Source organism: Bifidobacterium sp. ESL0682, assembly GCF_029392815.1.
Classification (GTDB): Bacteria; Actinomycetota; Actinomycetes; order Actinomycetales; family Bifidobacteriaceae; genus Bifidobacterium.
On sequence record NZ_CP113942.1, the window covers coordinates 1,656,158 to 1,677,884 of the forward strand.

Below are 21,727 nucleotides of genomic sequence, written 5' to 3' on the forward strand. Positions count from 1 at the left end.
CTCTCAGCCTCTCCTCACTTCGTAAACCGTATCCACTTCGCCGGCGCAGGCCGGGCACACCGTTTTCATGTTGCACCAGGTGACATGGTCGGGTTGCGGACGGGCGACTAAAATGCTCGAGCGCGAAGCCGCCGCGGCGTAGAAGATCCGCGAGATCATGGTCAACGCCCAAACGGCTTGGGTTCCGCGCAATGAAAGGAACTGCTCCCAGGCATACGCACTCACGCCTTCTGGCGCGTCGTCCGGCAGATCGGGCGAGTCCGCAAGTTTTTGCAGATTGGAATAATAACTGCGTGGCGTGAAACCAGTGTTGTTCAATGCCCCGCCATGGAACAGCGGCGGCTGGAAAAGCGTTTCCGGAACCCCGTGACTTTGCGCCGGGGCCGCAGCCAGGTCGACATCGAACAACGCGCTTTGAGTGATGTCGGGCATGGCCTTGAGCGCATCGACGCCATGCAACCCGGCATTCGGCAGAACCGCCGAAGCCCCGTTTTCGCCGTTCTTTTCATTTCGCTCTGCTTCAGGGAAAGCGAGCCCAAGCTGGTAGCAGACCAGCTGCAAATCGTTGAACATGTGCTTGCCATCGTGTTTATGCCCGGTTTTCCAATCGATCAGACGCACATGCTCTTTGCCGTCCCCCAAATCTCGCCATTCTATGCGGTCGATGCGTCCGGTCAACCGTATCTGCAAGTCGGGGGTCATGCCTTCGGGCCAGCCACCATTCAGCACGCCCATGATGGCCGCGAGTTCATCACTGCCAATCGGGTCGATGCCGTCGATGGCATTATAGGCTGCGCCAATATCGTCAAGACCGAATTTTGCGGCGAACTCGTATTCGCTCTCCGCACGCCGCAGATGGCCCACAGTGAAGTTCTTGAGATTGGCGTACGGATAGTCCGCGTCGTTCGAAGTCACGAAATACGTGGCAATATCGGTGAGCGTCCGTTGTGCGCCTTCGTCCTTGCTCTCCGCACGATAGCGCTGCTCGGGGTCGTCGATGGCATCGAAGTCGTCGGCAAGCTCATGGTACATATGCATCATGCGGGCAGTTATTTCTGCAATGCGTTCCTCTTCGGAACTGCCTGCCATGAAATCCGGGGCATCGAGGCCGGCCTCATTGGCAAGCTGAGCCACCTTGTGAATCAGGGTGCCGAAACTGGTGGCGGCATTGGAAGGACGCGGACCGGCGAATTGGCTTTCCAGCATCCAGCAGACCGGGCAGGCCCAGATTCGGTCGACCTGCGAAGGCGAAAGCGTCACCGTCGAAGCCGTAGACGACGATTGATCAACATGCACGGCATTCGTCTTTTGCGGGATTTCGGATTGCACGCCGGCATTGTCCTTCGTGTTGAAGGTATATGGCCAGCTATCAGGATTGGCGATTCCAAGTCCGGCGTCAGCAAGCAACGCTAATGAGACGGCGGCATCACGAACGCGCGCAGCGGAAGATGACGTGCCGTCCCCCGAGTTAAGGTGCGGGGAATTGACTCCGCCATTATCCAAAGCACCGTCAGCACGAACTTCCATATTACCGTTTGTGTCCGCATCGGTTTGGCTCATCAGTTCGATACGGGAGGCAGCGACCAGTCCACGCGGGTCGGTGTCAAGTCCAGCAAATCGGCCGGAATCCGCCAGTGGCGTGTAATCCCGGGTTTCAAGGTCGGCATCACGTAAGCGGTCGAAGAATTCAGGCACATAGGTATACAGAAAATCGGACGGCACGGTGTCGTCACTCAGCACGGCGCTCAGGCTCACCCGTTCGCTCGCCCTCGTCAACGCCACCAGGAAGCTTTTCTGCTCGGCCGAAAGCACCTGAGCAAGTTCCGAATCGACGCCGGCCATGCCAGATGCTCGCTCGTCGCGCATCTTGCCGTGCAAGACGATATCGGCAAGATTTTCACCGCCGAACATGGTGTTGCGGGCGGCAAGATTCGGCCAGACGTCCTGCTGGATTTCGGTGATGAACACGAAACGCCAATGCCCGCCTGCAGCGCCGGCAGGGGTGGTGAGCGTGACGGCTTGGTCAACGGGTGCGACCTTGGCCAGCGAATCCGCCTCAATCCGCATCGAACGCACGCTGGAGATGAAGTCCCCAACGCTTTGCTTCGCGCCGGACCCGGAAGCATAGGCGAAAAGCCGCATCATCACATCGAGCCTGTCGTTGGCGGCTCGGCCGTCGGCGTTGTTCGCGAGCGCCTGAACCTGCCACGCGCTGGCCACATGGCATGCATCCCAGGCCAGAGAAAGCACATACTGAGGCTCCCGGCTCGGTAAGTCCGACAAGCCTTGCTCGACCTCTCCCACCAGATCCCAGACGTGGGCGAATGCGCGCGTATAGGCGTCACTGCCTACGTTTGCGATAAGTTCCAATACCTCGCCCGCGACGCTTCGGGCTTCATCACTATCGGAAGATTCCGGTACATCGGTTTGCGCTTGTTCTTGAGAGGCACTATTGCCGGACGGTTTTTCAGCCATATCGAAAGTAAGCATGACATAGAGAGCATCCACGCCCAATGGCATATCCGCCTCATCGTCGACAGCATCGGCGCTCTGGTCAATGAGACTGTCGTCGACCCATACGTTGCCCTGCTGCCTTCTTGCCAGCACATGGTCACGCAACTGGCACCAATACTGCTGCAAACGAGGCAATGCAGCGGTGACATCGGCAATATCCGCCCGGTCGACTGCGGACTCGTCGATGACATGCGCCAGTGACGCGATGGCTTTCATCACCGATTCCACCGGCGCCAAACGCGCAGGTGATGACGAAGTGGAACCCGCCGAAGACGAACGCAGACTTACCAACGGGCTCTCCAGCAAGGTCTGCACCCGGCTGCGCACATACTTTGCGGTCTCGCTCAACGACATATCGGAGGCGTCGATGCCATCATGCCGTAATTTGGCCAGTTCCAGCAGCGCGAAGAGGCCTTGGACGCTCGGATCATCCTTCAACGGCTTGGTGACCGCGGAATAGCGCACCGGTACCCCGTCGCCCCGCAGCCGCTCGCCGAATGCACGAACCGTATCGTTGTCGTGGGCAATCACCGCGAAATCGTTCCATTGACAGCCAGAGGAAAGATGCGCTTCCTTAATACGCCAGACCACATCGTCCAATTCTTCACGTGAAGTGCGGTAAAGTGCGGTCGCGACGCTGCCGTCGTTCAGCTTGGGATTGTTGGCATCCAATGCCTTAATGGGAAGACTCGACTCAAGACGTGGCATTTTCCCAGGTCTGTTGGGCAACGCTACCGAAGTATCCTCGTTCGCGGCAATGGACAACGAAACTCGCGAAGCCAGAAGATCAAGATATGACGGCGATGCAAAGGCACCATTCCCCTCGGTGGTGTCAGAACCGTCCGAAGTCTTCACAGTTTTGCAAATCGGTCGGGCTGGCAAGGTCATCAACTCGGCTGAAAGCGGAGCCTGCTGCGCACGCGTGAACAGATATTCCGGATAGGAACCACGGAAGGTCTGTACAGCTTCATCAGGATTGCCGACGAGCAACAGTTTCACACCACGACGTGCCAACATCTCCAGGAAGGAGAGCCCGGCCAGCGTCAGATCCTGGAAATCGTCAACCGCCACGAATTTCGGAAGTACCGAGTCGTCAATTTGCGCGGCAGCCTGTGCACCTTCGACCAGCAGACGCGAGGAATCAAGGCGAAACTCCCCGGATAGCTATCAGCCGCCGCCTGCGAATACTCACGCCGCAACGCGAACGCCAACCGCCACTGAACGCCAAGCCGTTCCACCAATAGGCTATAGCCGTCCCCAGAATCCTGCGCATCAGCAAGCATCGCGAGCACCTCGTCCTCGCGTTGCGCACCCAAGCCCAGCTCATCCATGCGAGCCAGCATGTCACGCAATTGCATGACCAATGCATCGTTGATACCGCGGGCGAAAAGAACATCGCTGGAACCGCTGCCCTGCGATGTCGAACGAAGTTGACCATCGATATCCGAAACATTCGACGTTTGTTGGCCCGAAAGCGTGCTACGAGAACGACCATTCGCTTCACGAGAACCACGGCCCGATTCACTCCCGTCATCGCCGTAGACAGTATTGACCCAATCATCGGCGGCGAAATACTGGCGCATCAGCTCGCAGGTATCGCACAACTCGCCGGATCGGGCATGTCCGACATGCACTGCCACAACCTGGCGCAGCAACGCATCCTGCTCAGCGCCATTCAAGAGTTTCGGCAACGGCTCGTGTCTACTCTCACGAACTTGCGAAAGCAGCTTGAACGCGATGGCCGAAAGCGTGGTGACCGGCCGGGCACTCGAAGTGGAACCGACGGCACGAATGATTCGATCGGAAAGTTTATCGGCCGCCTGTCGCCCCGAAACCGCCATGAACACCTTGGAATCGCCGAATCGCGAGATGCCCTCGAGCGTTGCCGACAGCGCGAACTCGGTTTTGCCTGCACATGGTGCACCAGCCACCAGAAGCGTATAAGTGCGAGCGCTCTGGTCAATATTGGTCTCGGTGGAGGAATCGGCTAAGGAAGCAGTAGACTCGTTCGAGGAAACCGGAATCTCAGCAATATCGACGGATTGAGCATTGGCAGCCATCGACACATCAGCTGTTTCATTCAGCAAAGTTTTCACCGCATCCATTGCGGCATTATCGCTGAAATCCAATGTACCGTTTCCACTCATAGCCATTGCTCCAGTCTAAAGGCCGGTGTGGTCGCCTACCCTGAATTCCTTGACAGCCGAATCAAGACCCAACAGCCGACATCGCCATTGATGAAGCTGGGCTTAAAGATGAGAAAACCTTCACGCACCCGACAGAGGCCACTTACCCTTGCTGCATTCCTGCCCTGGGGGATTTGGGTGACATAACGCCACGTGAAGGCTTAATCAGTATACCCCATGCCCAGACCGCGCAGCATCCAGTGAACAATCAGCGCCTGAAGCAGAGAACCATATTGTTCTATCCCTTGGGGAACGGCCTTGATAAGGAGTTGAATAATATCAACAGTGCTACAGGAGCTGACAAAACCAAGCCCACGAGTATCATGGAACCGTTAATCGCCGAAAACACACGGCAACGTACATGGTGGATGACGATTGAAAACGACATCAATTCAACTCATCCGTGGTCGAAAACGCCGAAAGACGCATTTCGAGCAGGCCAAGGAACTGACGAAAAGCCGATTATGAGGCGGAAAGGGAAACTGCAATGACCGATAACGAAAAGGACACCTCACTGCCTGATCTGGTGGTGGTGGGAGCGGGGCTCTTCGGCCTGACCGTCGCGCAGCAGGCTGCGGAGAACGGACACACCGTCGAGATCATCGACATCCGCCCGCATATCGGCGGCAACGCCTACTCCTATATGGATAAGGAAACCGGCGCAGAGATTCACCAGTACGGCGCGCATCTCTTCCACACCTCCAACAAGCGCGTGTGGGATTACGTCAACCGCTTCACCGAATTCACCGACTACCAGCACCGCGTCTACGCCACGCACGACGGCGAAGTCTACCCCATGCCGATCAACCTGGGGACCATCAACCAGTTCTTCCATTCTCATTACACCCCGGCTCAGGCGCAGGAGCTGATCAAGGAGCAGGCGGGCGAGCTGGCCGGCACCGACCCGAGCAACCTCAACGACAAGGGTATCCAGCTCATCGGCCGCCCGCTCTACGAGGCGTTCATCAAGAACTACACGGGCAAGCAGTGGCAGACCGACCCGGCCGAGCTGCCAGCCTCGATCATCAAGCGCCTTCCGGTCCGCTTCACCTACGACAACCACTACTTCAAAGACACGTGGGAAGGTCTGCCCAAGGACGGCTATACCGCCTGGATGCAGCGCATGATCGACGACCCGAAGATTCACGTCACCTTGAGCACCGATTTCTTCGACGAAAGCCAGCCTCTCAACAAGAAGGCGTTGCTTGGCCGCGTGCCGATCGTCTACACCGGCCCGGTCGACAAGTACTTCGACTACGCGCTCGGTGACCTCAAGTGGCGCACCGTCGATTTCAAGGAGCAGCGCTATGACGAGGGCGATCACTTCGGCTGCCCGGTGATGAAACGTGTGGACGCCGACGTGCCCTACACCCGCGCCATCGAGTTCAAGAACTTCAACCCGGAGCGCAAGGAGTCCCAGAACCCGGACAAGACCGTGGTTTGGGAAGAGTACAGCCGTTCGGCCGGACGCGACGACGAGCCCTACTACCCCATCAACACCGCCGACGACCAGAAGCTTTATCAGCAGTACAAGGACCTGGTAGCCAAGGAGCCGGAAGTCGTCTTCGGCGGTCGTCTCGGCACCTATGCTTACTACGACATGCACCAGGTCATCAACTCGGCGCTCATCGCCTACGAAAAGCAGGTCGGCCCGCTGCTGAGCAAGTAGTCACCACCGATAACAGCCAATAAACGATTGTGGGGTTGCAACCATTCAGGTTGCAGCCCCACAATGCTATTCACGCGGCTATTTGCTTGCCACGTATCAACGTTTCACTCAGGCGTGCCAGACATCCTTGCCGTTGTCCTTGGCGGCCTTCACGTCGGCATCGAGTTCAGCTTCATCAGCCTCAACGTCGCCCTTGATGAACTTCTCCACCAGCTGGCGAGCCTCGGTGTCCTCATGCTGCACGGCCGGGGACTTCATGAAGTAGGAGCTCGGCGCGAGAATCGGGCCGGAGAGGTGACGATCGAGCGCGATCTTGGCAGCACGCACGGCGTCGATGACGATGCCGGCGGAGTTCGGGGAATCCCAAACCTCAAGGCGATACTCAAGATTCAGCGGCACATCGCCGAAGGTGGTGCCTTCCAAGCGCACGAACGCAAGCTTGCGGTCGTCGAGCCATGCCACGTAATCGGACGGGCCGATGTGGACGTTGCGGTCTTCCATCTCGTGCGGCACGATCGAGGTGACGGCGCGGGTCTTGGAGATCTTCTTGGACTCGAGACGAGAGCGCTGCAGCATGTTCATGAAGTCCATGTTGCCGCCGACGTTGAGCTGATAGGTGCGGTCGAGACGCACGCCGCGATCCTCGAAGAGACGAGCCATCACACGGTGGGTGATGGTGGCGCCGACCTGGCTCTTGATGTCGTCGCCGATGATCGGCACGCCGGCATCGCGGAACTTCTGGGCCCAGACCGGGTCGGAAGCGATGAAGACGGGCAGGCAGTTGACGAAGGCGCAGCCGGCGTCCATCGCGGCCTGAGCATAGGCCTTGTCAGCCTCTTCGGAGCCGACGGGCATGTAGCTGACCAGAACGTCGACCTTCTTGTCGCGCAGCACCTGGGCCACGTCGACCGGTTCGGCGTCGGACTCGGTGATCATCTGACGGTAGTACTCGCCCAGGCCGTCATAGGTCGGTCCACGCAGCACCTCAACGCCCATGTTCGGCACGTCGCAGAACTTGTAGGTGTTGTTCTGCGAAGCCCCGATGGCCTCGGAGACATCCTTGCCTACCTTGAGGGCATCAACGTCGAATGCCGTCACAAACTCAATGTCGCGAACCCGGTAGCCACCGAAGTTGTTGTGCATCAGGCCGGGGATCTTTTCGTCGTCCTTCGCGTTCTTGTAATACTCGACACCCTGAATCAGGGACGAGGCGCAGTTACCAATACCTGCTACTGCCACGCGAATACTCATATTCGACTCCTTTATTTCACGTGCAAAATTCCACTATTGAGTTTAGCGCCTCATAAAGAAAAGGACAGCAGCACACGCGCAATGTGCGCAATACCATATATTAAAACTACACATTTTCGACTAAATATGCCATTTTTACCCGTCAATCCCAGTACTTTTTCAGGGGGAGCAGTTACGGTAGTTGGCATGGTTAGAGAGTCCCGCAGAGTTCCGGCACGTTCCATCGGCTCGGGTAGAGCCAAACCGCGACCCAACTACAGCAACTCCGCAAAGCCACGCAATCAGCATCAGCGGCGGAGCGGCAACACCACGGGCAAACGCCCGAACACACGCGGCCCACAGCGCAATACGCCCAAACAGCCCAAGCAGCACAAACATCGCATCCTCAAATGGACGTTGGGCATCATCGCCGTGCTCATCCTTGCAGGCGTGGGCACCTTCGCCTACCTTTACGCCACCACCGAAATCCCGCTGCCAGAGAAAATCGCCATGGCAGAGAAAACCAAGGTCTATTACGGCGACGGCACCACCGAGGTCGGCAGCTTCGCTACCCAGAACCGTGAAATCATCAGCTGCGACGCACTGCCCAAATACGTCGGACAGTCCATGGTGGCCTCGGAAAACCAGACGTTCTACAAAGACACCGGCGTCGATTTCAAGGGCATCGTGCGAGCCCTGCTCAACAACGTGAGCGGCGGAGCACGGCAAGGCGCCTCCACCATCACCCAGCAGTATGCGGAACGCTACTATATGGGTGACACCCACACTTACTCCGGCAAGGTGCGCGAGGCGATTCTGGCGATGAAGATCACCAAATCGCAGGACAAAGACACGGTGCTGTGCAACTACATGAACACCATCTATCTCGGACGAGGCGCGTACGGTATCGAGGCAGCCTCAAAGGCCTATTTCAATAAGGATGCCAAAGACCTGACCATGCCCGAATCGGCGTTGCTGGCCGGCATCATCCCGGCCCCCTCGACCTGGGACCCGGCGATCAACCCCAAACGTGCGCAGCAGCGCTACACCCGTGTCATCAACATCATGGAGAAGCAGAACTACATCAGTTCCAAAGACGCGGCGGCCGCGCAGCAGATGCCGCCGACCATACCGCCGCAATCGCAGCAAAGCTCCTATAAGGGCACGAACGGCTACATTCTGCAGATGGTTCGCGACGAGCTGATTGGCAGCGGCAATTTCACACGCGACGACATCGACACTGGCGGCTATACCATCGTCACCACCATCGACAAGGACAAGCAGGATCTGATGTTCAACACCGCAAGTCCGTCGACCCCGGAGAATTCCAAAATCCTGAACCAAGGCATGCAGACCGGAGCGATGAGCGTCAATCCGAAAGACGGCTCCATCATCGCGTTTTATGGAGGTGACGACTACCTCACCAAACAGCTCAACAACGCCACACAGGCTACTTACGAGCCAGGTTCGACCATGAAACCGTTCGCGCTGTTGGCGGCCATTCAGGATGGGGTGAGCCTCAACACGACCTTCAACGGCAATTCGCCGCGCACCTACGCGGGCATCACCCAGCCGGTCAGAAACTTCGGCAACGAGCAATACGGCTACACCAATCTTTACAATGCGACAGCAAATTCCGTCAACACGGTCTACATGGACCTTCAGCAGCACCTGGGCGCCAAGAAGGTGGCACAGACCGCGCAGGCCGCGGGCATGAATCCGAAGCTGATTACCGGCGACAACCCCTTCACCGTGCTAGGCAACGACGGCGTGCACGTCTCCGACATCGCGCAGGCCTACGCCACCATCGCCAACCAAGGCAACAAGCCGACTTTGCATATCGTGGCCAGCGTCAAGGATTCCGCCGGCAAAGACATGTACCGAGCCCCCACCGACAGCGAACGCGTCTTCAGCGCCAACGACACGGCACTGGTGGCCAAGGCCATGACGGGCACCGTGCAATATGGCACCGCCACGGAAGTGCGGAAGGTGGGCAAGACCATCGCCGGTAAAACCGGCACCGCAAACGATTCCACGGCAGGCAGCTTCATCGGCTTCACCCCCAGCGTGGTCACCGTCTTCGCGATGTGGAATCCAGGCGCGAACGGCAGTCCGCAGGAAATCACGCCTTTGCGCGACGGCTACGGCACCGGTGGCATGTACCCTGCCCATCTGTTCACCGAATACATGAAGCAGACACTGGCCAATCAGCCCAACGAGACCTTCCCCGTCGCCCACGACGAAGGCAAGATCGGTGGACCCGACGGGACCTGGGGCAGCGGTGCTGGAAGATCATCGGGTTCCAGCGGATACAGCCGTAGAAGCTACGGAAACAGTAGTTCAAATGGATCCGACAGCTCTTCCACTTCCGGCAACAGCGGCACTCCTTCAGGCAATTCAGGCGGCACAACCGGCAATAACGGCAATGAGAACGGGACCGGCACACAAAACACAACCGGTGGCGGAACCGCCGAAACACCCAATGCCAGTGGGAACGAATCCGGCAATGGGACCAGCAGCAACACCGAAGGTCAGCAACAAAACACCGGCGGGCAATAGGCCAACTTCAATTCCCTACAGAAAATGGGTTTGTACCTTTACCAATAAGGTGCAAACCCATTTTCAATAATCGACTACCGATATTCTTGTATTCCACAATGATTACGCGGAACGCCATCGGCATTTCTTACGGTTTGGTTATTCCACTGTTCAGCTGTTCAGTCGATTGGTTGCCACATCTCTTTGCTACGCAGCAACCAAACAACTAGAAATCAGTGAATCAATCAGCGCATCGAACGATTAATCGCGGAGATAATCGCCTTCAGCGAGCTGGTGGTAATCGACGAATCAATGCCGACACCCCAGATAATCTGAGCGTTGGCCTCGCCGCCGATCTGGCATTCGATATACGAGGCGGCCATAGCGTCGGTGCCTGCGGTCATGGCATGCTCGGCGTAATCCATGACGCTGACGACCAAGCCGATTGAAGAAAGTGCATTGAGGAATGCATCAAGCGGACCGTTGCCGGCTCCGGAAACCTCGCGCTCGATCGGGTCGGCACCCGGTTCGGCGCCGCGGTCGAGCAGCTTGGCCTTGAGCACGGTGTCGGAACCATCCGCACCGGAGCTGACCGAGACATTGAGCAGCTTCAAGCGGCCCCAAGTCTCGAGGCTGTCGTCGCTCTCGTCGCCCACAGCCTCGCTGGCCGCGAACGCACCGTTCTCCTCGATGGGCAGGTATTCGTCTTTGAAGAGACGCCAAATCTCGTCGTCCTTGACCTCTTTGTCGGTCGTGTCGGCGTAGTTCTGGACGACCTTCTCGAACTCAATCTGCAAGCGCTTGGGCAGGTCGAGATTGTGGTTGGTCTTGAGCAAGTAGGCCATGCCGCCCTTGCCGGACTGCGAGTTGACGCGGATGATGGCCTTGTAGCTGCGGCCGATATCCTTCGGGTCGATAGGCAGGTAAGGCACGAGCCAGATGAAATCGTCGAGGTTGGCTCCTGCGCGTTCGGCCGCAGCCTGACGGGCTTCGAGCCCCTTCTTGATGGCATCCTGATGGGAGCCGGAGAAGGCGGTGAACACAAAGTTGCCAGCATACGGATGACGCTCGGAGATGGTGAGCTGGTTGCAGTATTCGACGGTCTTGCGAATCTTCGGCACATCGGAATAATCGATCTGCGGATCGACACCCTGTGTGAGCATGTTGAGACCCACGGTAACCAGGTCAACGTTGCCGGTGCGTTCGCCGTTGCCCAGCAGGCAGCCCTCGACGCGGTCGGCACCAGCCAGCACGGCCAGTTCGGTGGCGGCGACACCCATGCCTTCGTCATTGTGCGGATGCAACGAAAGAACGATGGAATCGCGGTCTTTCAGGTTGTTGGAGACGTATTCGACCTCGTCGGCAAAAACGTTCGGAGTGGTCATCTCGACGGTGGCCGGCAGATTGATGATCATCTTGTGGTCGGGCGTCGGCTTGATGACGTCGATGACGGCATTGCACACCTCAACGGCGTAATCCGGCTCAGTGCCCGTGAAGGACTCCGGCGAATACTCGTAATACAGGTCGGTACCCTCAGCCGCACCTTCAAGGTCCTTGCAAAGCTCGGCTGCGTCGGTCGCGAGCTTCTTGATGCCTTCCTTGTCCTTGCGGAAGACGACTTCACGCTGCAGGACAGAAACGGAATTGTAGAAATGCACCACGGCACGCTTGGCACCACGCAGGCATTCATAGGTCTTGCGAATCAGATGCTCGCGGGCCTGGGTGAGCACGACGATGGTAACGTCGTCCGGAATGAGTTCACGTTCAATGAGCAAACGTACAAAATCGTAATCCGTGTCGGAAGCCGACGGGAAACCGACCTCAATCTCCTTGAAGCCCATGGAAATCAAAAGGTTCCAGAAGCGCAGCTTGCGCTCGGAATCCATGGGGTTGACCAGAGCCTGATTGCCGTCACGCAAATCGACCGAGCACCAACGCGGCGCACGGCGCAGCCTCTTATCCGGCCAGGTGCGCTCAGGATAGTCGAACGGAATCTGCTTATCATACGCGACATATTTCGTGTACGGCATCTTGCTGGGCTTCTGCGGTTCTCCCACGAAACGCGGCGGAGGCAGCAGCAGGTCGTTGTTACCTCCATTGGACTGTGCGGCGACTGCCGCGAGATCGAATACTGATGATTCTTGATCCTGACCCATCACTCCTCCTTTTCTTTGTGTAACGCACCGCGGGTTGCGGCACGATGTCAACAAACGATATACGTTTCGATAAATTTAATAATCTTACGAAAGCGTATAAATGATAATAATAGGCGGCTTGCAGCAATAAATTCGCCTATATTCCACCATTTGACGCAGAAAAACGAAATCTGCATTCACGCTCACTGCGGCCGCTCGAAGGTACTGCACGCATTCCTAGAGCTATTTTTGTTGCCCTGAGCAAGCGCAAGCTATTCCCCATTGACAATTTAGAGGAATCATTTTGGAATTGCTATGGAAACGAGAATATAGGTAACGCATAGTCAATAAACTACGGTCAACAGACAATCTCTGCGAAACACTCAGCGGAACAAGGAGATGCCACGACGGGCTTGGCAGTAAGCATTGCCGAGCCAAGTGTGACGAGAAGTCGGCCAAACCGAGCCCAAGCGTGGGGCATTCTGACTCATCCAAATGCTGGGCACGCGGCCGTCGGCGCTGCGGGAACCAAGCAGGTTGAATCCATTCTTCTTGACCAGCCAGTCAGGATGCTGAGTGGCGATGGCGAGGCCTTCTTCGAGCGTCAGCGGCATGCGCTCGTCGGAATCGATGAGTTTGCGGGCGACGTCTGGTTCACGGTTGACATAGGCAGTGCCGGTGTGCGGATCGACCACCAAGTAGAACGGGCCTTCCGGCGGTTCGAAGCCGTCCTGCGGAAGGAAACTGGCGACATCGCGCGGGGGCATGGTGGTGAAGCCGGCCATGCGGTTGATGCTGGTTCGAGCAATCAACGATTCGGGGCTCACCAGTTCATGAGTTGGCACCAACAGGATGTTCTCGCCCAAATCGCTGTCTTTCAAGGCATCAATCAGCGGACGCGCGAGCGCACGGAACGCCGCCGCACTCATATCGGCCACATCGGGATAGCCCAACGCCACGATGCGGTCCAGTTGTTTCTGTGCTTCTTGAGATGCCTTCGACATGGTTCCAGTATGTCACTTGCTCATGATGAAGCAGCGAGAAGATTACGATTCCAAGCCATCGTCCTTGATTTTCATCGTAGCTAAGACGACAATGCGGTCAAAAGCACGATTTTCTGCTGTTTCGCGCTTTTGGCCGCATTGGAAAAGATACGTGTAAATGCTATGAAAACGTCACGCACCGAAATGCTTGCGTGCCACGATTTCGGCCAGTTCGACGGCATTGAGGGCGGCACCCTTGCGCAGGTTGTCGTTGGCGATGAAGAAGGCAAGACCCTTCTTACCGTCGACGGCCTGATCCTGACGAATGCGGCCGACGAAGCTCGGGTCCTTGCCGGCGGCCAGCTGCGGGGTGGGAATGTCATCGAGTTCGACACCCGGCGCGTCCTTCAGGACCTCACGGGCCATATCCGGCGTGACATCGTGCTCGAACTCTGCGTTGATGGACATGCCGTGGGCAGTGAAGACGCCGACGCGTACGCAAGTGCAGGAGGCGGCGAGGTTCGGCAAGTGCAGAATCTTACGGCTTTCGTTGCGCAGTTTCTGCTCTTCGTCGGTCTCTTCGCTACCGTCGTCGACAACGGCGCCGATGAATGGCACGGCGTTGAAGGCAATGGTGCGCGCAACCTTGGTGGGCTCAGGGAAATCGATGGCGGAACCGTCGAAGACCAGCTTGTCGGCGCCTTGGTCGACGGCGGCCTTGGCTTCGTTCATCAGCTGTTCGACTCCGGCGCGGCCGGCTCCGGAAACCGCCTGATAGGAACTGACAATCAGTCGCTTCAGGCCGAAGTGAGTATCGAGCGCCTTGAGGACGGGAATGCAAGCCATGGTGGTGCAGTTCGGGTTGGCAACGATGCGGCGCGGAATGTCGTCAAGGTCATCAGGATTGGCTTCAGCCACAACCAGCGGCACGTCGTCGTGCATACGCCATTGCGAGGAATTATCGATGACATAGGCACCGGCCTCGGCGAACTTTGGCGCCCAGACCTTGGAAGTACCGCCGCCAGCAGAGAAGATGGCGATATCGATGCCGCTCAAATCGGCTTTGGCCACGTCTTCAACGACGATATCGCGGTCACGCCACTTGAGCACGGTGCCTGCCGAATGTGAGGAAGCAAGGAAACGAAGGCCGTTGATCGGGAAATCGCGTTCGTCGAGCACGCGGCGCATCACCATACCCACCTGCCCGGTGGCGCCCAGTACCGCGACGTTGACCTTTCGTTGCTGCCCGCTTGACTCAGCCATGATAGTTCCTCCTCTAAGCGGCCGCTCGCTTCTGGCTTGCACCGCCGCAATCTCATGAAAATGTTCATCACCCGCACACGAAAACGCGGCGAGGCATTATGTGCCATATCATAGCGCGAGGTACTGCACGGTTAACGGCGCATTCGACTATGCGAGATACGGCGAAGCAGTTGCGGGAGATCACGGTTGTGTTGAGATAAGCGGCCGCAGGGCTACTGAGCTCCAAGAACCTGAAATGGCATACACGTCTTGACAGTAACGCAGAAAAACGGCTGCGACACTACTAAACTCGCGTAAAACCGCACTCAGCGGCCGGTACCGCCGTAGACCACAGCCTCCACCTGATCGGCATCAAGGCCATAGGCGGTGTGAAGCGCACGTACCGCGTCGTCGAGCTGATCGAGCGGGACAAGAGCGGCGATGCGAATCTCAGAGGTTGAAATCATCATCACATTGATGTGTTCGGCGCTCAAGGACTCGAAGAACTTCGCGGCAAGACCGGAATGAGTTTTCATTCCTACGCCCACCACGGCAACTTTACCGACATTCGAATTGATGAAATACGAATCGTAACCGAGATCGTCTTTCTTGCCGTCAAGGGCCTTCTCTACGGTTTTCGCTAAAGAATCGGGAACCGTGAAGGAGATATCGGCCGTGCCGGTGGACGCGCCGGCCTGCACGATCATGTCGATGTTGATGCCGCTTTTCGCCAACTCGGTGAACACACGCGCCGCCATGCCGGGCTCGTCGGGCACACCGCGCACGGTGACCAGGGACTCGGTGCGGTCGTGGGCCACGCCGGAAATCACCGGGGTTTCAGGACCGAGATCAGGGAAAATATCGCCCATTGATTTGGTGTTGTATGAGGCCGAGGCCTGAGCTGATTGACCGTTTTCGACCCCGGACTGGCCTTCGGACTTCACACTCTCGCCCGCTGCATTGTCACTGCTCATTGTCGTTGTCCTTTGTTGCTGTTGTTTCTCGTGTTCTTATTGGTGCCGGCTACCAAACCGTTGAGCAGGTTGCCGTTCATGGTCGCTGAGAATTTCAAGTATTGATGTATCGCCATCGGCTGTCATTCTCATTGCCAGTCATTGATGATCATTGCAGGTTCGGCAAGGTGCGAGCATCGACGCCCTCGGGAACCACCAGAGTGCCCATCCGGTGCGAGAACGAGCTGCGCACATGCAAAGGCATCTTGAAACGCTGGGCGTATTCGACGCAACGCAAGGCCAGCACTTTCGAGCCGCACGAGGCCATTTCGAGAATCGCGTCGTAGCTGATGGAGGGGATGCGCTTGGCGGTAGGAACGATCCGGGGATCGGCGGTGAAAATTCCATCCACGTCCGTATAGATTTCGCAGATATCGGCGCCAAGAGCCACCGCGAGCGCCACCGCTGAAGTGTCGGAACCGCCACGGCCAAGCGTGGTGTAATCGCCGTCGGCGTTGATGCCTTGAAACCAGCGACAATGGCGACATTGCCGCCTTGCAGTGCACGAGCCACACGATCTGGCTTGACGGATTTGATGTGCGCCGCGCCAAATCGCGCGTCAGTCATGAATCCAGCCTGCGAACCGGTGAAGGAATAGGCCCGCTCACCGGTGGCATGGATGGCCATGGCCAGAAGGCTCATCGAGATACGCTCCCCTGCTGTCATCAGCATGTCCATCTCGCGGGCGGGAGGGTTGGAATCGATGCTCATGGCCTGATCGATCAGGTCGTCGGTGGTGTCGCCCATCGCCGAAACAACCACAGCCACACGGTTGCCCTTTCGTTTTGTCTCCACGATGCGTTTGGCGACGCGTTTGAGGGACTCTGCGTCCGCGACGGAAGACCCGCCGTATTTCTGCACGATAAGTGCCACGATGTTCCTTGTCTCTCAGGCTTTTGCGTTTAACGCATGAAAGCCGAAATCTCGCCGCCGGCCGTGACTTCAAGCCATGGAAGGCGCAATAGCCACAACCGGTTTTCGACAGTGATGATTGAATTATATGCCAGCTTGACGCCCGCAGCCGCAACACTCCATCATACGGGCACAGAAACGCTTCATTTGAACGTTTTCCTATTCCCTATGATGGGACGCATTTACGCTTCCTGCCGACCTTCCAAGGCACGACCGAGGGTGATTTCATCGGCGTACTCCAGATCGCTGCCCACCGGCAGACCACTGGCCAGGCGCGTGACCTTGAGGCCGAGCGGCGAAAGCAGACGGCTCAGGTAAGTCACGGTGGCCTCACCCTCGATATTGGGATCAAGCGCCAGAATAATTTCTTTGACTTCGTCGGTTTTGAGCCGGTCCAACAGTTTGGGGATGGCAAGGTCGCCGGGACCGACGTTCGCCATCGGGTTGATGGCACCACCCAAAACGTGATAGACACCGTGGAACTCACGGGTACGTTCGATGCTCATCACGTCCTTGGGTTCCTCGACCACACAGATAATGGAATGGTCGCGCCGAGGGTCGGAACAAACCGGGCATGGACTGGTCTCGCACACGTTGCCGCAAATCTCGCAGAAACGCACCTTCTCCTTGACCTCACGGATGGCATCCGCCAAATCCTGCGCTTCCTCATCGCTAGCCGAAAGCAGGTAGAAGGCAATACGCTGGGCCCCTTTGGGGCCGATACCCGGCAGACGAGCAAACCCGTCGATAAGACGCTGAATCGCGCCGTCATACGCCAAAGCCATGCTCTACCGCCTCTCGTCTTCCTGATGTTTGTTGGCCGGCTTGATGTTCTTGGGATTCTTCGGATCGTCCGCGGCGAACGTCTCCACTTTCTTGACTTCGAAGAGTTTAGAAAGTTCTTCCATATCCACCGATACGGCATCGCCCAGTGATTGGTCGTTGAGCGAATAGTCATCCTCATCGGCCGCCACCTCAGGCTGCTGTTCGACATCTCCAACTGCTTCGGCGCTTTCGAAACGTGCGGCTACATCTCCCCTATCATCAGGAATTGATGCTGGCTTACCCTGATTCGCGGTAGGAGCTGCTTGAGCATTATTCACCACCGCTGAGCCGGGACTGGCTGCAGAAGGCTGCTGAGAAGCATTCACGGCATTGGCATGGACCGATACTTGGTCGGAAGAACCCTTATCGGACTGACCGGCATTGTCGGAAGCAGGCTGACCTGTTTCCGCTGGCACTGGAGCCGTAGTAGCCCATGGGTCGATACCATCGCTGATATCGGGCACCGCCACATGCTTCTTATGATGTTCCGGAGCACGATTCGCCGAATCATCGACCGGTGCCACATGGCTGGATACACTTGTGTTTACCTGCTGTGAAGGCGATGAGGCCTGCCCTGACTCGGCAACAAATCCTTGACCATTACCCGAACCGGGCGCGGGCAGAGGGTGCATCCATGGATCGAAGTCGTCGTCTAACGGGTCTTCGGCTGCCTTGTTTTCATTTCCCCCTTGGCTCAGGCCATTTCCACCGGCTCGGTGGGAGGAATCATCGGACTCGCCGGACGCATCGGCATCAGCCTTTTTCTGTTCCTTGGGCTGGGAAGCGGCGTGGCCGCCCTGCCCCGAGACCATTCCTAAACCACCGGCAGACGAGACCTTGGCCATCGCGATATCGTGCTTGACCTTGGCAAGTTCCTCAGGCTTCATGCGCTTGGTGGAAATGACTTTCTCACCATTCGCCGCCACACTGGTAGGTGCAATCATGGTCTGCGGGCCGAAGACCGAGCGCACACCGTCCAAGACCACATTCGCGGCCTTCTGCCCATTGTGCTCGGCATCGGAAGCGAGCGCCAGCGCGAAGGCATGCTGGCTCAACGCGCAGTCAAAAGTCATCGACAGACGCGATTTGCCGGCGGGATTCGTCGCCAATGAAACTGTGGGCACCTTGGCGTGCTCGACATATTCGCGCACGTTCTGTGGCAGCACATCCAATACCACGTCCCACTTCTCTTCGACGGTGGCATTCGGATCGACATTCACCTTTACCGGTGCGGCACTCTTCGAATCCTGCTGTTCTGAGGCATTTGCAGAAGTATCAGACGTGCCGCTTTCAGCAGCAAGTTGCTGGTTCTGCCCATTGCCAATGCCACCACCGTTGCTGTCGCTGGCATTGCCTTGTCCGGTGATAGAACCGCCATTCGCGCTCGTCCTCTGCTCTCCAAGCGCTTGCGATGGCACGCTGGGACTCTGCACATTGTTGCCGAGTCGCGGGGTCTGTGCAGGAATGTTCTGCGCAAAACCATTGGAAGCAGGAACTGCCTGTCCTGCAGCCTGGCGGTTGCCTTGCTGAGAATTCGCCGCATTTCTGCTCGAACCGATGAAACCGCCACGCCCGCGCGATCCGCCGTTGCCGCGGCTTGCGCCATTGTTTCCGGCTGGCATCGGAGCTCCTGCAACCGGCTGTGCAACACCGGCCACCGATGCCGGTGCAAAACCGTTCTCGCGACCTGCCAACAGTTTCGCGGCGAGCAGTTCCAGACGCATGCGCGGAGAAATCGCACCGGTCATATTGCCCAAGGTGTCGTTGATGGTCTCGGCCATCCCCGTCAGTGTCGACAAGCCCAACGCCGAGGACTGGCGATGCAGGTCGCTCATATCCTCTGCCGCCGAATCATCGCTCAAAGCGCTTTCGGCCTTTTCGCCACCAAGCGTCAGTACCAGCAAATCTCGGACACGGGCCAGCAGATCCTCTACAAAACGTCTTGGCTCAAAACCGCCGACGACCACTTTCTCAATCACGCCGTAAAGTTTCTCGCCATCCTTGTCGATGACAGCATCGATGGCCTCGCCAATTAGCTCATCAGGCGTGAATCCCAACAGTGCTACGGCGGAATCGTATGAGACTGTGTCGTCGGAAGCACCCGCCATCAGCTGGTCAAGCACGGAAAGCGTGTCACGCACTGATCCGCCGCCGGCACGCATGGTGAGTTTCAGCACGCCTGGCTCAAGGTCGATGTGTTCCTTGTCGCATACCTCTTCGAGATAGGGACCCATGACCTCCGGAGGCACCAGACGGAACGGATAATGATGAGTACGCGAACGAATCGTGGAGATGACCTTGTCTGGCTCGGTGGTCGCAAAGATGAACATCACGTGTTCCGGCGGCTCTTCCACGATTTTGAGCAGGGCGTTGAATCCCTGCTGCGTGACCATGTGGGCCTCGTCAAGGATGAAAATCTTGTAGCGATCACGTGCCGGGGCGAATGCCGCACGTTCACGCAACTCTCTGGCGTCTTCCACGCCGTTATGGCTGGCCGCATCGATTTCAACCACATCGATGGAACCGGGACCGCCGGTGGCCAGGTCCTTGCAACTCTCGCATTCACCGCAGGGATGGGAGGTCGGGCCTTTGGCACAATTGATGCAACGGGCCAGTATTCGCGCCGAGCTGGTCTTGCCGCATCCACGCGGACCGGAAAATAGGTAGGCATGAGTCAATTTGCCCTCGTCCAAGGCGCGGGAAAGCGGGACAGTGACCTGATCCTGCCCAATAATGCCGTCAAATGTGTCTGGCCGATACCGTCGATACAATGCAAGTGCCATACTCTATAACCTACCTTCACCCGACTATTTTCAAGACATCCCGCGAACAACGTCACACATTCCGGACTCATATATGAACGCGCCAATTGGTTAACATTCTCATGTGGCAACCACCCTTCGTGTTGCTGCACTGGCCGGCAAATCCTCATTGGCATTCCACCGGTCCGGCCCGTGCCATGCGCGAGACCAGCGGGGCGAACGGAACCACCGTTTTCACGGCGACCTTCACCGTGACATCCTCTTCTACGACTTTGCAGCTGACAAGCGAAGCTTTATTTGCCGATGCAGCGGCATGAGATTGAAGACAGGGATCCAAGTCACCGTCACGGGCCGACTGCGCTCCGGCGATGGCCGCCTGGTCGGCAGCCGATCTCGCCTCAGATATACACAACAGAAGATTGCCGCCCAAAGCCACCGCCGATATCAGGATGGCGGTGACGGCGATGAGCATGACACCATTGATGGTGCCGGAGCCTTCGTCGCATTTTTCAAAGGCCTTGAGCGGCTTTCGTCCACTCGGCAGCGTCAATCCCTGCTTCCGGGAATCCCGCGGTTGCGATGCCACCTCTTTCTGAGCCGACGATGCTAATACCAATTCTTGAGAATTTTGCCATTCCGATACCGGTTCTTTCGCCGTTTGTCTGGACACAGCGCGTCGCATCCTCTGCCTCAGCCGATTCATTGCACCACTCCTGTCGCTTTGCCCACCACTGCCATCGGCAAGACATGCATCGGATCTGGCACGACACGGCAGCTGACGACCACATTCACGCGCTTGAGGCCGTGCGATATCGAAACATTGGCATCTCCGCCAGCTGCGTCCTGAGCCGCCGCACGCGCTTCGAGGTCGCTGCCAGACACCACGGCTACACGGGCTGCGGCCGAAGCCGCGTCCTGACAGTTCATCTCCACGGTCACCGCTCGGGCAAGCATCATCAGCAGCACGGCCATCACCATCACGGCAGGAAGAACCACCGCAAATTCGGCGGTGACCGCACCTTCGTCGTCGCGCCCACGACCATGCCAGAGATTATGCCGATGCAGGCCTCTGCCACACCAACGCAAACCTCCGCTTTGTCCACGCGAACTTCTCCTTCGCCAGAACAAACCCTTGCCTCGTCCAGTCCGACTCCGATCTTTGCCATATCGAAAATCCCAGAGACCTCGATGCCGTCGTTGAAGGTAGCTGCATACGCCATGTTCGCCATGCGATATTTCCGTATCCGCTTCCCGGCTGCCTGCTTGACTTATGACACTCGTTTGGCTGCTTCGCCGTCCAACATGGCATCGCAACCAAACGAGTGGCGAGCATACGGCCAAGCCCTCCGATTGATTTAGGTTTGGCGGCATCGTTCCACATCCCCTCTCGAACCCGCATTGACCAATACACGCAGCACGAAGCCCGCCATCAGACCACCTTGAGCGCCTTGTTGACCAATGCCTGCAACAGCGACTTGACCGCACCGGACTTGAGCAGCGCTACCAACACCGCCGCAAAACCGGTCGCCGCCACCAGAACCACTGCATATTCGGCCGTGGCCGCACCTTCGTCCGGCTCGGCCAATGCGGTGCGTACGCGTGCATCAAGCAGGCAAATCTGCCCCTTGACTTGCCTGCCGCGCTCGGCCATGCGATCGCCGAAACGCCCGATGGCACCATGATTGCTTTGTTCGATAGTCGTCAGTTCCATACTCATG

General features: G+C 57.6%; 15 protein-coding genes, 1 other RNA gene and 1 pseudogene. 2 read left to right on the top strand and 15 right to left on the bottom strand.

What is annotated here, in order from left to right; all coding sequences use genetic code 11:
• Window positions 1–3: 3 nt before the first annotated feature.
• The 3 genes from OZX57_RS06995 to ffs all read right to left on the bottom strand — a co-directional run bounded on the left by OZX57_RS06995 (window position 4) and on the right by ffs (window position 4,866).
• On the bottom strand, window positions 4–3,585 hold the full coding sequence (locus OZX57_RS06995) for a PD-(D/E)XK nuclease family protein (RefSeq protein WP_277161958.1): 3,582 nt from the start codon (window positions 3,583–3,585) through the stop codon (window positions 4–6).
• Window positions 3,558–4,661: a hypothetical protein gene (locus OZX57_RS07000; protein ID WP_277161959.1), complete on the bottom strand. Its 1,104-nt coding sequence runs from the start codon at window positions 4,659–4,661 to the stop codon at window positions 3,558–3,560. Before OZX57_RS07000 ends, OZX57_RS06995 begins: the two co-directional genes overlap by 28 nt.
• Window positions 4,662–4,769: 108 nt before the next feature.
• An RNA gene (gene ffs, locus OZX57_RS07005) (signal recognition particle sRNA small type) lies at window positions 4,770–4,866 on the bottom strand.
• Window positions 4,867–5,187: 321 nt separating this feature from the next.
• Here ffs and glf point away from each other — a divergent pair.
• Complete coding sequence (gene glf, locus OZX57_RS07010; RefSeq protein ID WP_277161960.1) at window positions 5,188–6,369, top strand: UDP-galactopyranose mutase; 1,182 nt, start codon at window positions 5,188–5,190, stop codon at window positions 6,367–6,369.
• Between the two features lie 108 nt (window positions 6,370–6,477).
• On the opposite strand, the gene OZX57_RS07015 is transcribed toward glf, so the two are convergent.
• Entirely contained in the window at window positions 6,478–7,620 is a 1,143-nt protein-coding gene (locus tag OZX57_RS07015) for an inositol-3-phosphate synthase (RefSeq protein ID WP_277161961.1), read from the bottom strand.
• Window positions 7,621–7,806: 186 nt separating this feature from the next.
• On the opposite strand from OZX57_RS07015, the gene OZX57_RS07020 reads away from it, so the two are divergent.
• Window positions 7,807–10,158: a transglycosylase domain-containing protein gene (locus OZX57_RS07020; protein WP_277161962.1), complete on the top strand. Its 2,352-nt coding sequence runs from the start codon at window positions 7,807–7,809 to the stop codon at window positions 10,156–10,158.
• Window positions 10,159–10,382: 224 nt separating this feature from the next.
• Here OZX57_RS07020 and leuA read toward each other — a convergent pair whose 3' ends face one another.
• The 11 genes and pseudogenes from leuA to OZX57_RS07075 all read right to left on the bottom strand — a co-directional run bounded on the left by leuA (window position 10,383) and on the right by OZX57_RS07075 (window position 21,660).
• Complete coding sequence (gene leuA, locus OZX57_RS07025) at window positions 10,383–12,293, bottom strand: 2-isopropylmalate synthase (RefSeq protein WP_277161963.1); 1,911 nt, start codon at window positions 12,291–12,293, stop codon at window positions 10,383–10,385.
• Window positions 12,294–12,655: 362 nt separating this feature from the next.
• Complete coding sequence (locus tag OZX57_RS07030; RefSeq protein WP_277161964.1) at window positions 12,656–13,276, bottom strand: DUF5701 family protein; 621 nt, start codon at window positions 13,274–13,276, stop codon at window positions 12,656–12,658.
• A gap of 171 nt (window positions 13,277–13,447) precedes the next feature.
• Complete coding sequence (locus OZX57_RS07035; RefSeq protein WP_277161965.1) at window positions 13,448–14,518, bottom strand: aspartate-semialdehyde dehydrogenase; 1,071 nt, start codon at window positions 14,516–14,518, stop codon at window positions 13,448–13,450.
• Between the two features lie 305 nt (window positions 14,519–14,823).
• Window positions 14,824–15,366 (bottom strand): ACT domain-containing protein, encoded by a 543-nt coding sequence (locus OZX57_RS07040; protein ID WP_277162980.1) that lies wholly within the window; start codon window positions 15,364–15,366, stop codon window positions 14,824–14,826.
• 253 nt (window positions 15,367–15,619) lie between these two features.
• Window positions 15,620–16,383, bottom strand: a pseudogene (locus tag OZX57_RS07045) (aspartate kinase).
• Between the two features lie 221 nt (window positions 16,384–16,604).
• Entirely contained in the window at window positions 16,605–17,207 is a 603-nt protein-coding gene (gene recR, locus OZX57_RS07050; RefSeq protein WP_277145654.1) for a recombination mediator RecR, read from the bottom strand.
• Between the two features lie 3 nt (window positions 17,208–17,210).
• Window positions 17,211–20,030, bottom strand: coding sequence for a DNA polymerase III subunit gamma/tau (dnaX, locus tag OZX57_RS07055; RefSeq protein ID WP_277161966.1), 2,820 nt, complete (start codon window positions 20,028–20,030; stop codon window positions 17,211–17,213).
• 145 nt (window positions 20,031–20,175) lie between these two features.
• Window positions 20,176–20,559 carry an Rv3654c family TadE-like protein gene (locus tag OZX57_RS07060; protein WP_277161967.1) on the bottom strand — a complete coding sequence of 128 codons (384 nt, stop codon included), beginning with the start codon at window positions 20,557–20,559 and terminating at the stop codon, window positions 20,176–20,178.
• A gap of 149 nt (window positions 20,560–20,708) precedes the next feature.
• Complete coding sequence (locus OZX57_RS07065; RefSeq protein WP_277161968.1) at window positions 20,709–21,005, bottom strand: TadE family type IV pilus minor pilin; 297 nt, start codon at window positions 21,003–21,005, stop codon at window positions 20,709–20,711.
• A complete protein-coding gene (locus OZX57_RS07070) occupies window positions 20,987–21,238 on the bottom strand; it encodes a hypothetical protein (protein WP_277161969.1) in 252 nt (83 codons plus the stop codon). Before OZX57_RS07070 ends, OZX57_RS07065 begins: the two co-directional genes overlap by 19 nt.
• A 200-nt stretch (window positions 21,239–21,438) precedes the next feature.
• Entirely contained in the window at window positions 21,439–21,660 is a 222-nt protein-coding gene (locus OZX57_RS07075; protein ID WP_277162981.1) for a DUF4244 domain-containing protein, read from the bottom strand.
• Window positions 21,661–21,727 lie beyond the last annotated feature (67 nt).

Bases quoted from the DNA above. Each gene is read 5' to 3' on its own strand.
- OZX57_RS07000 (WP_277161959.1), bottom strand. From the start codon at position 4,661: ATGAGTGGAAACGGTACATTGGATTTCAGCGATAATGCCGCAATGGAT.
- glf (WP_277161960.1), top strand. From the start codon at position 5,188: ATGACCGATAACGAAAAGGACACCTCACTGCCTGATCTGGTGGTGGTG.
- OZX57_RS07015 (WP_277161961.1), bottom strand. From the start codon at position 7,620: ATGAGTATTCGCGTGGCAGTAGCAGGTATTGGTAACTGCGCCTCGTCC.
- OZX57_RS07020 (WP_277161962.1), top strand. From the start codon at position 7,807: ATGGTTAGAGAGTCCCGCAGAGTTCCGGCACGTTCCATCGGCTCGGGT.
- leuA (WP_277161963.1), bottom strand. From the start codon at position 12,293: ATGGGTCAGGATCAAGAATCATCAGTATTCGATCTCGCGGCAGTCGCC.
- OZX57_RS07030 (WP_277161964.1), bottom strand. From the start codon at position 13,276: ATGTCGAAGGCATCTCAAGAAGCACAGAAACAACTGGACCGCATCGTG.
- OZX57_RS07035 (WP_277161965.1), bottom strand. From the start codon at position 14,518: ATGGCTGAGTCAAGCGGGCAGCAACGAAAGGTCAACGTCGCGGTACTG.
- OZX57_RS07040 (WP_277162980.1), bottom strand. From the start codon at position 15,366: ATGGGCGATATTTTCCCTGATCTCGGTCCTGAAACCCCGGTGATTTCC.
- recR (WP_277145654.1), bottom strand. From the start codon at position 17,207: ATGGCTTTGGCGTATGACGGCGCGATTCAGCGTCTTATCGACGGGTTT.
- dnaX (WP_277161966.1), bottom strand. From the start codon at position 20,030: ATGGCACTTGCATTGTATCGACGGTATCGGCCAGACACATTTGACGGC.
- OZX57_RS07070 (WP_277161969.1), bottom strand. From the start codon at position 21,238: ATGGCGAACATGGCGTATGCAGCTACCTTCAACGACGGCATCGAGGTC.
- OZX57_RS07075 (WP_277162981.1), bottom strand. From the start codon at position 21,660: ATGGCCGAGCGCGGCAGGCAAGTCAAGGGGCAGATTTGCCTGCTTGAT.